Origin of the sequence: Chryseomicrobium palamuruense (assembly GCF_042649045.1) — a bacterium.
Taxonomy (GTDB): domain Bacteria; phylum Bacillota; class Bacilli; order Bacillales_A; family Planococcaceae; genus Chryseomicrobium; species Chryseomicrobium palamuruense.
The window spans coordinates 85,276-99,259 of record NZ_JBHSEF010000022.1 but is presented as its reverse complement, the minus strand read 5'-3'; the positions used below and the strand labels follow the sequence as shown (position 1 = coordinate 99,259).

Annotated in this window: 16 protein-coding genes and 1 tRNA gene; 16 read left to right on the top strand and 1 reads right to left on the bottom strand. The window is 45.1% G+C overall.

What is annotated here, in order from left to right:
* Positions 1 to 8: 8 nt before the first annotated feature.
* From ACFO0S_RS08890 to ACFO0S_RS08815, 16 genes are all read left to right on the top strand, one after another.
* Positions 9 to 950, top strand: coding sequence for a nucleoside recognition domain-containing protein (locus ACFO0S_RS08890; protein ID WP_378141528.1), 942 nt, complete (start codon positions 9 to 11; stop codon positions 948 to 950).
* Positions 947 to 1,600: a pyrophosphatase PpaX gene (gene ppaX, locus ACFO0S_RS08885; protein WP_378141526.1), complete on the top strand. Its 654-nt coding sequence runs from the start codon at positions 947 to 949 to the stop codon at positions 1,598 to 1,600. The genes ACFO0S_RS08890 and ppaX overlap by 4 nt, the downstream gene beginning before the upstream one ends.
* Positions 1,597 to 2,103 carry an acyltransferase gene (locus ACFO0S_RS08880; protein ID WP_378141525.1) on the top strand — a complete coding sequence of 169 codons (507 nt, stop codon included), beginning with the start codon at positions 1,597 to 1,599 and terminating at the stop codon, positions 2,101 to 2,103. Before ppaX ends, ACFO0S_RS08880 begins: the two co-directional genes overlap by 4 nt.
* Positions 2,104 to 2,300: 197 nt before the next feature.
* Positions 2,301 to 3,458 carry an ATP phosphoribosyltransferase regulatory subunit gene (locus ACFO0S_RS08875; protein ID WP_378141523.1) on the top strand — a complete coding sequence of 386 codons (1,158 nt, stop codon included), beginning with the start codon at positions 2,301 to 2,303 and terminating at the stop codon, positions 3,456 to 3,458.
* Positions 3,459 to 4,094, top strand: coding sequence for an ATP phosphoribosyltransferase (hisG, locus tag ACFO0S_RS08870; RefSeq protein ID WP_378141521.1), 636 nt, complete (start codon positions 3,459 to 3,461; stop codon positions 4,092 to 4,094).
* Positions 4,091 to 5,356, top strand: coding sequence for a histidinol dehydrogenase (hisD, locus tag ACFO0S_RS08865; RefSeq protein ID WP_378141520.1), 1,266 nt, complete (start codon positions 4,091 to 4,093; stop codon positions 5,354 to 5,356). Before hisG ends, hisD begins: the two co-directional genes overlap by 4 nt.
* A gap of 12 nt (positions 5,357 to 5,368) precedes the next feature.
* Entirely contained in the window at positions 5,369 to 5,962 is a 594-nt protein-coding gene (gene hisB, locus ACFO0S_RS08860; protein WP_378141519.1) for an imidazoleglycerol-phosphate dehydratase HisB, read from the top strand.
* A 12-nt stretch (positions 5,963 to 5,974) separates the two neighbouring features.
* Positions 5,975 to 6,706, top strand: coding sequence for a 1-(5-phosphoribosyl)-5-[(5-phosphoribosylamino)methylideneamino]imidazole-4-carboxamide isomerase (gene hisA, locus ACFO0S_RS08855; protein ID WP_378141517.1), 732 nt, complete (start codon positions 5,975 to 5,977; stop codon positions 6,704 to 6,706).
* Positions 6,703 to 7,311 (top strand): bifunctional phosphoribosyl-AMP cyclohydrolase/phosphoribosyl-ATP diphosphatase HisIE, encoded by a 609-nt coding sequence (hisIE, locus tag ACFO0S_RS08850; RefSeq protein ID WP_378141516.1) that lies wholly within the window; start codon positions 6,703 to 6,705, stop codon positions 7,309 to 7,311. Before hisA ends, hisIE begins: the two co-directional genes overlap by 4 nt.
* A 121-nt stretch (positions 7,312 to 7,432) precedes the next feature.
* Entirely contained in the window at positions 7,433 to 8,953 is a 1,521-nt protein-coding gene (locus tag ACFO0S_RS08845; protein WP_378141514.1) for a tetratricopeptide repeat protein, read from the top strand.
* A 77-nt stretch (positions 8,954 to 9,030) separates the two neighbouring features.
* Entirely contained in the window at positions 9,031 to 9,972 is a 942-nt protein-coding gene (gene trxB, locus ACFO0S_RS08840; RefSeq protein ID WP_378141513.1) for a thioredoxin-disulfide reductase, read from the top strand.
* Between the two features lie 196 nt (positions 9,973 to 10,168).
* Positions 10,169 to 10,645 carry an NUDIX domain-containing protein gene (locus tag ACFO0S_RS08835; protein WP_378141512.1) on the top strand — a complete coding sequence of 159 codons (477 nt, stop codon included), beginning with the start codon at positions 10,169 to 10,171 and terminating at the stop codon, positions 10,643 to 10,645.
* Positions 10,642 to 11,508 (top strand): RNase adapter RapZ, encoded by an 867-nt coding sequence (rapZ, locus tag ACFO0S_RS08830; protein ID WP_378141511.1) that lies wholly within the window; start codon positions 10,642 to 10,644, stop codon positions 11,506 to 11,508. Before ACFO0S_RS08835 ends, rapZ begins: the two co-directional genes overlap by 4 nt.
* Before the next feature lie 18 nt (positions 11,509 to 11,526).
* On the top strand, positions 11,527 to 12,498 hold the full coding sequence (locus ACFO0S_RS08825; RefSeq protein ID WP_378141509.1) for a gluconeogenesis factor YvcK family protein: 972 nt from the start codon (positions 11,527 to 11,529) through the stop codon (positions 12,496 to 12,498).
* A gap of 33 nt (positions 12,499 to 12,531) precedes the next feature.
* Positions 12,532 to 13,476 (top strand): DNA-binding protein WhiA, encoded by a 945-nt coding sequence (whiA, locus tag ACFO0S_RS08820; RefSeq protein WP_378141508.1) that lies wholly within the window; start codon positions 12,532 to 12,534, stop codon positions 13,474 to 13,476.
* 16 nt (positions 13,477 to 13,492) lie between these two features.
* Positions 13,493 to 13,744 carry an HPr family phosphocarrier protein gene (locus ACFO0S_RS08815; RefSeq protein ID WP_378141507.1) on the top strand — a complete coding sequence of 84 codons (252 nt, stop codon included), beginning with the start codon at positions 13,493 to 13,495 and terminating at the stop codon, positions 13,742 to 13,744.
* Positions 13,745 to 13,786: 42 nt separating this feature from the next.
* On the opposite strand, the gene ACFO0S_RS08810 is transcribed toward ACFO0S_RS08815, so the two are convergent.
* Positions 13,787 to 13,858 (bottom strand) — tRNA-Arg (locus tag ACFO0S_RS08810).
* Between the last annotated feature and the right edge of the window lie 126 nt (positions 13,859 to 13,984).

The following is a 13,984-nucleotide window of genomic DNA, read 5'->3' as shown; positions in this document are numbered from 1 at the left end:
ACTGTGCTGTGGGAACGTGGAAACGAGGGCTACTAGCAGGGCTAAAAACTGCTTGGACATTAGGAAAAATCATTTTTCCAATTACATTACTATTGGTCATCTTGCAATATACGCCAGTCCTCCCGTGGATCATTGATTTGATTGCGCCTCTTATGGGGTTACTCGGACTTCGAGGAGAAGCGGCGATTCCGCTCGTCCTTGGGAATGCACTAAATCTGTATGCGGGTATTGCGGGAATTTTATCGCTCGAGATGACAGTCAAAGAAGTCTTCATTCTTGCCGTAATGCTGTCCTTTTCTCATAACATTTTTATTGAGACAGGTGTGGCTCTGAAAGTAGGCGTCAAACTTTGGGTCGTCCTAGTGGTTCGGTTTGGACTCGCTATTTTCTCTGCCCTCATGATTAATTGGTTATGGAAAGGCGGAGGGGAAATTGCTCAGTACGGCGTCATTCAAGCGGCGCAAGCAACGCCGAATGGGTGGGGAGAAATCACTCTTCTAGCATTGCAGAAAGCTTCCTTTGGCGTGCTGCAACTTGCCCTTATCGTGATTCCTTTGATGATTGCGATTCAATTCTTACGTGAAAAAGGATTTATGACGAAGTTAAGCGAGAAGATGGGGCCACTTACTCGGTTGATCGGGGTGCAACCGAATGCGTCATCCACACTTGTAGCTGGTCTTGTCATTGGTTTAGCCTACGGAGCAGGAGTGATGATTCAAGCTGTGCAAGAAGACGGCGTCAGTAAAAAAGATGCGACACTCGTATTTATCTTCCTCGTGGCGTGTCACGCTGTCGTTGAAGATACACTCATTTTCATCCCACTAGGCATACCGATTCTGCCGCTTCTCATCATCCGGGTAGTAACAGCATTTGTCTTAACGATCACTGTTGCTTACATCTGGAGACGAGCAGAACAACAACAAATAAAAGAGGTGACTACATCCACATGAAGCCACAATATAAGGCAGTCCTGTTTGACTTGGACGGGACATTAATTGATACCAATGAATTGATTATCCAATCGTTTCAACAAGTATTGAATGGAAGATTTCCTGGGAAATATTCACGGGAATCCATCTTGCCATTTTTAGGCCCTACATTGCGTGAGACGTTTACAGCTATCGATCCTGTGAACGTTGAGGCAATGATGGAAGAATATCGTACCTGGAATCTCGCGAATCATGATGACATGGTCGAAGCATTCCCAGGAGTTGTCGAAACAATTCAACAATTATCTGCGAGTGGTGTAAAACTAGCCATTGTATCGACAAAACGAAATGAGATGGTGATGCGCGCACTAGACCTTATGGGTATCACGGATTATTTTGAAACGGTAATCGGTCTAGATGACGTCACTCATGCAAAACCGGATCCAGAACCTGTTCGTCTCGCTCTATCTCGACTAGGAGTTTCACCAGAAGATGCGCTCATGGTGGGGGATAACTTTCATGACATTATCGCAGCCCGTGCAGCTGGTGCAGATTCCGTAGCTGTCGCCTGGTCCATCAAAGGTCTCGATTATTTACTCGCATTTGAACCCGTATACTCCATACACCATATATCCGAAATATTGGGCATCGTCTTTGGAGAAGCACAATGAGAAAGACCGAACGCTATAAAGTAACGGAAAGTAATTCGTTATGGCAGGTTTATAAGACTGTCCCACTTTTAAAAGTGATGAAAAACTTTATAGTCATTCAGCTTGCGCGTTACTCTCCATCTCTCCGTCTGAAAAGTTGGTTGTACCGAACGTTTTTAAAGATGAAAGTGGGGGATCATACGGCGTTTGCCCTCATGGTGATGCCTGATGTCATGTTTCCAGAACGTATTAAAGTCGGAAAGAATGCGGTGATCGGGTACAACACTACGATTCTTGCCCATGAATACTTGATTGAAGAATACCGTCTGGGAGATGTCATTATTGGAGATGACGTCTTGATCGGTGCCAACTCCACCATCTTACCTGGTGTCACGATTGGCGACGGTGCGATTGTTTCGGCCGCGACCCTCGTCCATAAAGACGTTCCAGCGGGCTCGTTTGTTGGAGGCAATCCGATGCAAGTCATCTATACGAAAGAACAACGCGAAGCTCGTCCTGAATAGGGCGAGTTTTTTGTTTGCAGCCATAATCTGAAGCGATTCATGATGACACGAAACGAACAGAGGGAAAACCACAACAGTTGACGAATAAAGAGGTATGGCGTAGACTACTATTTAACACTTTAACTCTCTAGTACTCTAGCATGATAAAGTATTGATGTTCAGTAAACTAAACTAGCAATCAAAATGAGGTGCTACAAATGACGACCATCCAAAAATTCGAAAAGCCACTCGGCATGCGAGATACACTTCCTCGTCAATTTACACACCAACAGCATATCCGTTCAAAAGCCATGCAGTATGTGGAGCAGTATGGGTATGATTTTATACAAACGCCTTCTCTCGAATATTTTGAAACGATAGGTAAACTCAGCTCACTCGACGAGTCTTCTCTGTTTAAACTTGTTGATAATCAGGGGGAGATGCTTGTCTTGCGTCCAGATTTAACGGCGCCGATTGCCCGTGTAGCGGCTTCCAAATTACTGAAGGAAAAAAATCCGCTTCGCTTAGCATATAGCTCCACTGTCTTTCGAGCGCAGCAGCAAGAAGGCGGTCGACCTGCGGAGTTTGAACAATTTGGTCTTGAATTGTTAGGAGACACGAGTGAGATGGCAGATGCAGAGGTCATCAGCATCGCGTCAGGCCTTCTACGAAAGTTAGAGCTTAGTGGCTTTCGCATAACCATTGGTCATTCCGCGTTCATAGATCATGTCATTCAAACATTGATTTCAGATGAAGTGGAGCAATCGCGCGTAAGAACTGCTCTCCTTGAACGAAACTTTGTAGGGATTGACGCGTGGGCGAAAGAATCCCCTAAAGCAGACAAGTTTATGTCCTTCTTCACAAAAGCCATTCAAGGGAATAAGGTGCAGGATTTAATCACAGCATTTCCTGAGCTCGACAACGATGTTTCTGAACGGTTTGTTGCGCTTATCCTAACTCTTGAGCAAATGGAAGAACTTCAAGGGATCGTTCAAATCGATCCATTGCTCGTTAGTCATATACATTATTACTCTGGGATGGTATTCGAAGTGTATGGCGAAGGAACAGGTTTCCCACTTGGTAGTGGAGGTCGCTATGATGGGCTCATAAAAGAATTCGGGGCAGATGTCGGAGCTACCGGGTTTAGCCTCCGGTTAGACCGGCTATTAGAAGTGGTCGGGCTGCAAGAACCCTCGATAACAAGTCATCTGCTGTATACAGACAAGGCGAGTTATTTAAAGGCACTTCAAATGGCCACAGATTTCCGGTCGGAGGGGCAAAGAGTGACACTACAGATGAAATCGACCGTAAACGTCCACCAGGAATTTGAGGAGAATTTTGATTACGTGACGGATTTGACGGGAGGGGAGCGCTAGATGGATTTTTTAACGATTGCTATGCCCAAGGGGCGTATCTTTGAAGAAGCAGCAGAACTCATGAAGTCTGCTGGTTTTCAACTCCCGGAAGAGATGGAAGACTCCCGTAAACTGATAGTGGAAGTTCCCGAAGAAAATATCCGTTTTATTTTATCAAAACCAATGGATGTGCCTGTTTATGTCGAACACGGGGTCGCTGATATTGGTGTCGCAGGAAAAGACGTCCTTCTCGAACAAAATCGAAGTGTCATGGAACTTTTGGATTTAGAGATCAGTTATTGTTACCTTGCAACGGCGGGCCTTCCAAATACACAAATGAATGATGTGGCCCCGCGTATTGCTACAAAGTACCCGGTGATTGCGACTTCATTTTATAAAGAAAAAGGCGAGCAAGTCGAAATCATCGGTTTGAACGGTTCCATTGAGCTTGCCCCGATGATCGGTCTTGCGGACCGCATCGTCGACATCGTGTCGACAGGTCGAACGTTAAAAGAAAACGGCCTGGTCGAGTATGAGAAAATTGCAGATATCACGTCGCGACTCATTGCAAATCCGGTGGCGTATCGCTTAAAGCAACAACGAATCCTTGATTTGACAAAGCGTCTGCGGCAAGCGGTAGAGGAGGCAGACGTATGAAACGAGTGAAGTGGGAAGCTACAACTTCTATACGTCGGACAGTCGAGGAAGGTACTGAACAAGATGCCCAGTCCGTCCGAATGATTATTGCTGACGTCAGAAAACGTGGCGATGATGCTCTTTTTGACTACACAAAAAAGTGGGACGGAGCAGACTTAGAGTCGTTGCGAGTCACTCCGGATGAGATGGCGGATGCTGTCAAGTCATTAGATCCAGTGTTGTTAAAAGATCTACAGGAAGCGGCTGACAATATTCGCGCGTTCCACACGCTTCAGCTAAGAGAAGATATCCACATGCCTCTTCAAGGAGACAGCTATCTCGGCTATCGCTTTCTTCCCATGGATGCAGCTGGACTATACGTACCCGGTGGCACGGCAGCGTATCCATCTTCCGTTCTTATGAACGCTATTCCAGCAAAGGTAGCGGGTGTGAAAAAACTTGTCATTACGACGCCTCCCTCTCGTAACGGGAAAATTCCAGCAGGTGTACTTGCAGCTGCGTCGATTGCAGGAGTAGATGAGATTTATAAAGTGGGAGGGGCTCAAGCTATCGCTGCCCTTGCATACGGTACGGAATCTGTTCCACAGGTAGATAAAATTACGGGTCCTGGGAATCGGTTCGTCGCCCTAGCCAAACGAGAAGTGTTTGGTCAAGTGTCGATTGATAGTATTGCAGGTCCGAGTGAGGTGGCGATCCTTGCAGATGAGTCAGCCTATGCAGATGAAATTGCTGCGGATATGCTTGCACAGGCGGAACATGACGTTCTTGCTTGCGCCATCTTAATCACAACGAGCGAAGAACTCGCCGCAAAAGTAGAAGACGAAATCGAGCGCCAATTGAAAGTGCTCCCACGAGAACAGATTGCCAGAGCAGCTATTGAGCAATTTGGTGCCATTTATCTTACCGAATCAATGGAAGAGGCAGTAGAAGCAGTGAACCAATTGGCTCCAGAACATTTAGAAATCCTAACGGAAAATGCGGAAGCTGTAAGTGCCAACATTCGACACGCCGGTGCCATTTTTATTGGACGCTATTCATCCGAACCGATTGGTGATTATTTTGCAGGGACGAATCACGTTCTTCCGACAAATAGTACGGCTCGTTTTTCGAGTGGGCTCAGTGTAGAAGATTTTCAAAAGAAAACGAGTGTCGTTTATTATACAAAAGAACTGTGGCAGGAAAACTATCCAAAAGTAGCACGCTTAGCTCGGATGGAACAACTGGAAGGCCACGCACGAGCTGTGGAAATTCGAAACAAGTAGGGAGCGATAAACATGTCAGAACGTAAAGCACAGTTGGAACGCAAAACGAGTGAGACGTCGGTCTCTGTCTCGTTACATATAGATGGATCAGGGAATTCCAAAGTAAACACTGGGGTCCCCTTTATGGACCATATGCTCGACCTCTTTATTCGTCACGGATTGTTTGATGGGGAAATCACGGCAGACGGAGATACGCATATTGACGACCATCACACGACAGAAGATGTCGGGATCGTGCTCGGCCAAGTGGTGCGCGAAGCCCTCGGGGATAAAAAAGGGATCAAACGATACGGCAGTGCATTCATTCCGATGGATGATGCTCTGGCACAAGTCATCATCGATGTGTCCAATCGTCCACATCTCGAGTTCCGTGCAGAATTTCCGAAAGACAAAGTAGGGACGTTCGACGTGGAGCTCGTACACGAGTTTCTATGGAAGTTTGCCCTTGAATCCCGCATGAATGTGCACGTTATCGTGCATTATGGACAAAATACACACCACATGATTGAAGCAATCTTTAAAGCGCTTGCACGTGCACTTGACCAAGCCACGCAACTTGACCCGCGTGTCAAAGGTGTTCCGTCGACAAAAGGTCTACTGTCCTAAGGAGGAAGGTTTATGGTACAGCTTTATCCAGCAATTGATATGAAGGATGGCAAGTGTGTCCGCTTATTTCAAGGGGATTATGATCAACAAACCGTATACGGGGAGTCTCCCTTCGATATGGCAAAGAATTTTCAAGAGCAAGGAGCGGACTGGATTCACCTTGTCGACTTAGATGGCGCAAAAGATGGGACGAAACCACATGCCCCTCAAGTCATCCGAATTAAAAAAGAATTGGGTATGTCTGTTCAAATTGGTGGAGGAATTCGATCCATTGAAGACGTGGCCTATTATTTAAATGAAGGAATTGACCGCGTCATTATCGGGAGTCTTGCAGTAAAAGCCCCCCAACTTGTCGAAGAAATGCTTACGACCTATGGTGGCGATCGCATTGTTCTTGGCCTAGATGCAAAAGATGGGTATGTCGCGACCCATGGTTGGCTTGAAACATCTACACTAACGGCAATTGAAGTGGGGAAACGCTTTGCAGAAGTAGGCGCCAAACATATTATTTTTACAGATATTGCGATGGATGGCACACTTCAAGGACCAAACCTCCAAGCGACAAAAGAACTCGCTGAGGCTACAGGACTGAATGTCATTGTATCTGGAGGAATCAGTTCTTTAGAAGACCTCAAACAAGTAAAAGAGGCCGCAAAAACTTCCTCTATAAATGGCGTCATCGTAGGGAAAGCCATCTACAGCGGACGTTTTTCAGTGAAACAGGCAAAGGAGGCACTAAAATGAACATTCGATTTGACGCAGATGGGCTCATTCCCGTTGTCCTGCAAGATGCCTATACAAAACAAGTGCTGACCCTTGCCTATATGAATGAAGAAGCCTATCAAAGGACATTGGAAACTGGAGAAACGTGGCTATATAGCCGCAGTCGACAAGAACTTTGGCATAAAGGGGCTACTTCCGGGAATACGCAAAAAGTGGTTTCCATGACCGCCGACTGTGACGAAGATGCTCTGCTTCTATCCGTGATTCCTGCGGGACCCGCTTGTCATACAGGGGAAGATACATGCTTCCACCAGACAGTGAAGGAGTGGGAAACCACTTACGGAGTCGATACATTGGTTCAACTTGAGAAAGTCATCAAACAACGAGATCTTGAGCGTCCTGAAGGGGCGTATACGACGTATTTATTTGAAAAAGGCATTGATAAGATTGGCAAGAAGATTGGCGAAGAAGCGATGGAAGTCGTCATTGCAGCGAAAAATAACGATTCGGAAGAGCTTTCGATGGAAGCTGCCGACCTGATCTATCATCTACTTGTGTTGTTAGAAGAACAAAAACTACCTCTTTCTAATGTGTTACGTGTGCTGGAAGAGCGAGCGAAGAAGTAATCCTCTCTGGCGAAAGATTTCCCAGATTGTGCTATACTGAGAAGAAAAGAGACAGGAACGCATTTATGTGTTCCTGTTATTTGCTGCTTGCAAAATTGTTACTCTTCACTGGAGGATCTACGTGAAAAAATCACGCAAACCAAAGACAGAAAATGTCGTTACTTTTATGCCAACAGGCGAATATTACTATAAAAAAGCGTTGGGTGAACTGAAGAAAGAACAGTTTGCTAAAGCGCAAAAATATCTGAAACGTGCGGTCGAACTCAGTCCAGATGATCCGATGATTCTCATGCAATATGGTATCTTGCAAATGGAAGCGGAACAGTTCGATGATGCGTATGAATTACTGCAAAGCGCACATGCCCTGGATCCAAATGATTCCGACATTGTGTTCTTTTTAGCAGAGGTCAATGCTCATCTCGGTCACTTTGCGGAAGCGAATCGTTTTGCGAATATGTATTTACGCATGGACGAAGACGGGGTTTATCTCGAAGAAGCAATGGAAATCATCGATTTCACAGAATTTGAAAGCGGTGGTGATTTACTAGAAGGAGCTCCGTCAACCGATGTTCTCTATTTACAGGAAAAAGCGCGAAAGTTCATGGAACGCGGAAAATTTAAAGAAGCGGTCGAACTCCTAGAGACGATTGTCGCAGAACATGCAACATTCTGGCCCGCTTTTAATAATCTTGCCCTTGCCTATTTTTATGTCGGGGAAGAAGAACAGGCAACAGCCCTTCTCCACGAAGTCCTGCGCCATGACCAAGGAAATCTTCACGCACTCTGTAATTTAGCAGTGCTTGCGTATTATAAACAATCGTATAAAGAATTAAAAGATATTATCCACGTGCTTGAAAAAATCAAGCCGATTGCGGTAGATCAGCGTTTCAAATTAGGAGCTACATTTGCGCTACTCGGGCGCCATGAAGAAGGATACAAGACGCTCCGTCAGCTTCAGAAAATGGGATTTGGGGAAGACCCAAGTTTTTATTTCTGGCTTGCCCATTCTGCTTATTTTTCTGGACGCAAAGAACGTGCGCACCAAGCATGGCTCGAGCTCATTCGGTTGGATCCGACAAAAGAAGGTTTTGAACCATGGAAATTGCAAGAAGAGGAAGAGAGTTTGGAAGGCGTAGAAAATGACCGTGTCTTCTTAACAGAAAAGCTACAAAGTGAATCGACCTCTTCGCGGACAGTCGCGCTGTACTTGATGGGGAAATCTGTTCATTTGCATGACCTCGTTGCCCATCCTTCCCTTATTCAAGTCGAAAAGCTGACACCGTTTGAAAAGCTGATCATAGGCTATTCTTTGAATCATGAATTTTCGATGAAAGTACCAGCTGAAAAATCTTTTGTTGAAGGCATGAAAGTTGCGGACCTTCTCTATGCCTATCATCATCCACTCACATTACAGCATGCCTATATGTATGACATGTGGTTTGTGATGATGGAACGCGCTCTACAGCAAGGGTACGCGTTTAAAAATACAAAGGCTCTTGCAGCAGCGACTGCGTATATGTATGCCTCTTCTCGTTCGAAACAAGCGACAAAGAAAGAATTTGCGGCACATTATGGTATTTCTGTACCAACGATGACGAAATATATCAATGAGCTAATGGGTTTCTTTCCACTCTTTGACTAGGGATGGGCAGATAAGTTGAAGCGGCCTTTCAAATGGGCTAGATTTAGAAAAGAGTGTAAGAACGAGGAGGATAACCAATGACTGAAGTGAAATCATATGATGTGATTATTATCGGAGCAGGTCCCGCAGGAATGACTGCTGCTGTTTATACGTCTCGTGCCAACCTGTCGACGCTTATGCTCGAGCGCGGTATTCCAGGTGGTCAAATGGCGAATACAGAAGAAGTAGAGAATTACCCAGGGTTTGAAACCATCTTAGGGCCAGAGCTGTCGACAAAGATGTTCGAGCATGCGAAAAAATTTGGTGCCGAGTATGCCTACGGGGATGTGACGTCCGTCGTGGATGAAGGTGACACGAAACTTGTTAAGGCAGGCGGTAAAGAGTACCGGGCGAAAGCGGTCATCGTTTCGTCAGGTGCGGAATACAAGAAGATGGGTATTCCAGGTGAATCGGAATTAGGTGGCCGAGGAGTAAGTTACTGTGCGGTTTGTGATGGTGCATTCTTTAAAGGTAAAGAATTGGTGGTTGTAGGTGGAGGAGACTCTGCTGTAGAAGAAGGTGTCTTCTTGACGCGTTTTGCGGATAAAGTGACGATTGTTCACCGCCGCGACGAGTTACGTGCACAAAAGATTCTTCAAGACCGTGCGTTTGCCAATGAAAAGGTAGATTTTATTTGGAATACAACCGTAAAAGAAATCAAAGAAGCAAATGGGAAAGTTGGCGCTGTTACGCTCGTCTCAACAGAGAGTGCAGAAGAAAAGGAATTCAAAGCCGACGGTGTATTTATCTACATCGGCATGCTGCCACTAACAAAACCATTTGAATCTCTAGGAATACTGAATAGTGATGGTTACATCGTAACGGATGAGAAGATGCAAACGAAAATACCGGGGATTTTTGCAGCAGGAGATGTGCGTGAGAAGATGCTTCGCCAAATCGTCACAGCGACTGGTGACGGGTCCATCGCGGCGCAATCTGCGCAACATTACATTGAGAAATTAGAAGATCAGCTTTCTTAATCATTTCTTAACTTCCCTGTAATCGAAATGCAACAATGGTCGTGTATAATAAGAACTATAAATTGACCCCCCTTTTTATATAGGTTTCTTTGAAAGACCGTTTCTCGCTTACTAAGTCGAGGATATGGTCTCTTTTTTTGTTGTCCTGATAAGTTATAGTATACTTAAGAGTATTACGAGAAATTGGAGAGAAACGATGCAGCGAATAGTTAACTTACTTGTCATCCAAGATGGCCAAGTTCTTTTATTGAAAAAGCCGCGGCGAAATTGGTATGTCGCCCCCGGTGGGAAAACAGAATCGGGAGAGTCCATCCTAGAAGCAGGGATTCGGGAATTTACGGAAGAGACAGAAGCGATTCCGCAACATCCGCATCTTAAAGGAATTTACACAATGGTCATCAAGCGTGGAGAGGACGTAGTCTCCGAATGGATGCTCTCGACTTTAGTCGCGCACGGCCTAGAAGGGACGCCTCTTACGGAAAACCATGAAGGCGTTTTGGAATGGCATCCGGTGGAAGCTCTTAAGACACTTCCGATGGCCGAAGGAGATCGAATGAATTTACTATTTGCGGCTCATGAACACGGGTTGCAGTATGGGACCTTTGAGTATACCGAAGACTTTGAGCTATTGAACTACCGACTACAGACATCACAGGAGGCGACACACAGATGAATGAACCACGTATGTCCGACTTAGTCATCATTACAGGTATGTCAGGGGCAGGAAAATCAGTGGCGATTCAAAGTTTTGAAGACATGGGCTATTATTGTATTGATAATTTACCGCCCGATCTATTGCCGAAATTCATCGATTTACTTGTGGATTCGGAAAGATCATACGAAAAAATTGCCCTCGTCATGGATGTTCGTGGAGGAGAAGTCTTTGGTCCGATTTCTGAGACTCTGACCCAATTAGAGGAAAGCCGAAAAATCAGTCCACGCATTTTGTTCTTAGAAGCGGACAACCAGACGTTAGTCAGCCGTTATAAAGAAACGCGTCGCTCGCATCCGCTTGCGAAACTAGGGTTACCCCTTGAAGGGATTAACAAAGAACGTCTTCTGTTAGAAGTGATTAAAGGACGTTCTCAACACATTATTGATACATCGAAGTTAAAACCGAAGCAATTAAAAGAAAAAATTGAGCAACTGTTCTCAGGAGATACGCATACACCCTTTGTCATCAACGTGATGTCATTTGGGTTTAAGCATGGATTACCGATTGATGCGGATCTTGTATTGGATGTGCGTTTCTTGCCGAATCCGTACTATATCGAAGAACTGCGTCCGATGTCAGGGCTTGATCACGAAGTATCCAGTTATGTGATGAAATGGACAGAGACAAAAAAACTTGTCGAAAAGCTGACTGATCTGTTCGAATTTATGATTCCGCACTATAAGCGAGAAGGCAAAAGCCAGCTCATCATTGCGTTTGGATGTACAGGTGGGCAACACCGTTCAGTTACATTGGCTGAGTACTTCGGGGAGTACCTCCAACAGGAGACACCTACTGTGATCATGCACCGGGATGTCAAGTAAAGGAAAGGGGGCCAGGAGGTGTCGAAGCATTCAAATCATCTTAAAGTCGTGGTTTTAGGCGGAGGCACAGGTCTTTCCACCTTGCTGCGAGGTTTGAAAAAGTTACCGGTAGAGATCACTGCGATAGTGACGGTGGCAGATGACGGTGGTAGTTCGGGAAGGTTACGAGAAGATTATGACATTCCGCCTCCAGGTGATGTCCGGAATGTAATTGCCGCTCTATCCGACGTGGAACCGCTGGTAGAAGCGATGTTTCAGTACCGATTCAACCATTCGAAAGATTTAGAAGGACACTCACTTGGCAATTTGATGCTCGCTGCTCTGACAGACATTACAGGTGATTTTGGAAATGCAGTAAGCGAGATGAGTCGAGTTCTTAATATTCATGGCAAAGTACTGCCCGCTGCCAATCAATTAGTGACGCTACATGCTGTCTATGAAGACGGAACGATTGTGTCAGGAGAATCTAAGATTCCACTCGAAGATAAACCGATACGAAGTGTGATGATTACCCCAGAAAAAGTAAAGCCGCTCCCTGAAGCGTTGCAAGCCATCAAGCAAGCGGACCTCATCGTTATTGGACCTGGATCGCTCTATACGAGCATTCTTCCTAATCTTCTTGTCGAGGATATTCAAATAGCTCTTCGCCAATCTTCTGCACTGAAAGTGTATATGTGCAACTTGATGACGCAGGCAGGGGAGACGGACCGCTACAAGGCCTCTCATCACCTGCAAGCGATTTTAAATCATACAGGACCTGGTCTCGTGGATGTAGTTCTTGCAGCGGACCTGGATTTACCCGCGTCCATCGTCAGTTCATACTCAGAAGAATACGCCGTACCGGTCATCGTGGACGAAGAAAAGATTCGGTCACTCGGTGTCGACATTATTAAACGAGATATCGCTGTTGTTCGAAATGGCAGCGTTCGCCATAATTCGGAAAAAGTCGCATTATGGCTAGTCTATGAAGCGATGAACTATAGAAAATAGCAAAGACATTTTCTTGGAAAGGGGGAAGTGAACATGTCTTTTGCATCGGAAACAAAAAAAGAGATGACCCAAGTAGAAGTAGATGATTGTTGTGCGCGTGCCGAACTCGCTGCCATTATCCGGATGAATGGGACACTTGGATTCAGCAACAAGAATTTATCACTGGATGTACAGACTGAAAATGCCGCCATTGCTAGGCGTATCTATACCCTGCTGAAGCGGTTGTATTCTGTACAAGTCGAGCTTCTTGTTCGAAAGAAGATGAAGTTAAAGAAAAACAATGTTTACATCACACGTATTCGAGAAGGTACCCGGGAAATTCTAGGGGATCTACATATTATGAATGATGGCTATGAGTTTTCGAATGAGATTTTTCCAGCACTGATTCAGAAAGAGTGTTGTAAGCGTTCCTATTTGCGAGGAGCTTTCTTAGCAGGAGGGTCTGTCAACAACCCAGAGACGTCATCGTATCACTTAGAAATTTATACATTGTATAAAGAACATAGCGATGCACTCGTCGAATTGATGAACGAATACGATTTGAATGCCAAAACCATTGAACGTAAAAAAGGGTTTGTGGCATACTTAAAGGAAGCAGAGAAAATTGCGGACTTCTTAAATTTAGTTGGCGCCCATCAAGCGCTTTTAAAATTTGAAGATGTTCGTATCATTCGTGACATGAGAAATAGTGTGAATCGACTGGTGAACTGCGAAACGGCCAATTTGAACAAGACGATTGGTGCAGCGCTACGCCAAGTAGAAAATATCCGTTTTATTGAAAACGCTGTCGGTTTGGACCAACTACCGGATAAACTCCGTGAAATCGCCCGCCTGCGTGTTGAGTATCAAGATGTGACGTTGAAAGAACTTGGAGAGATGGTGTCGACAGGCACAGTCAGCAAATCTGGAGTGAATCATCGTCTCCGCAAGCTGGATGACATTGCGGACGCCCTCCGTAGAGGAGAATCGATTGGATAGAGGAGAATGGGTTGCTATGGAAAAGACATTAGAAGTTGGATTATCGAACGGGTTACAAGCCCGACAAGCCGCTTTATTTGTTCAAGAAGCGAACCGTTTTGCCAGTGAGATCTTCATTGAAAAAGACGGGAAAAAAGTAAATGCAAAAAGTATCATGGGAATCATGAGTTTAGCTGTGGGTCGTGGAGAAGAAGTGGTGTTATTCGCAGATGGTTCAGACGCAGAAGCAGCAATTGATACTTTAACGAAATTTATTACCGAAGAATAAATAAAACCTCACCCATGTGAAGAAAAGGGTGAGGTTTTTATACGCCCCCGGAGAGAATCGAACTCCCATCTCAAGAACCGGAATCTTACGTCATATCCATTAAACTACGGGGGCAAGCGACTTTTCTATTATAGCTTTCCGCGCGTAAAACATCAACAGCTAAAATAGAAAATGCATCCTATTTGACCTTTTCTGACCTTCATGTGTATCATAAGGTTACAACTTGAATAAAGTACAATA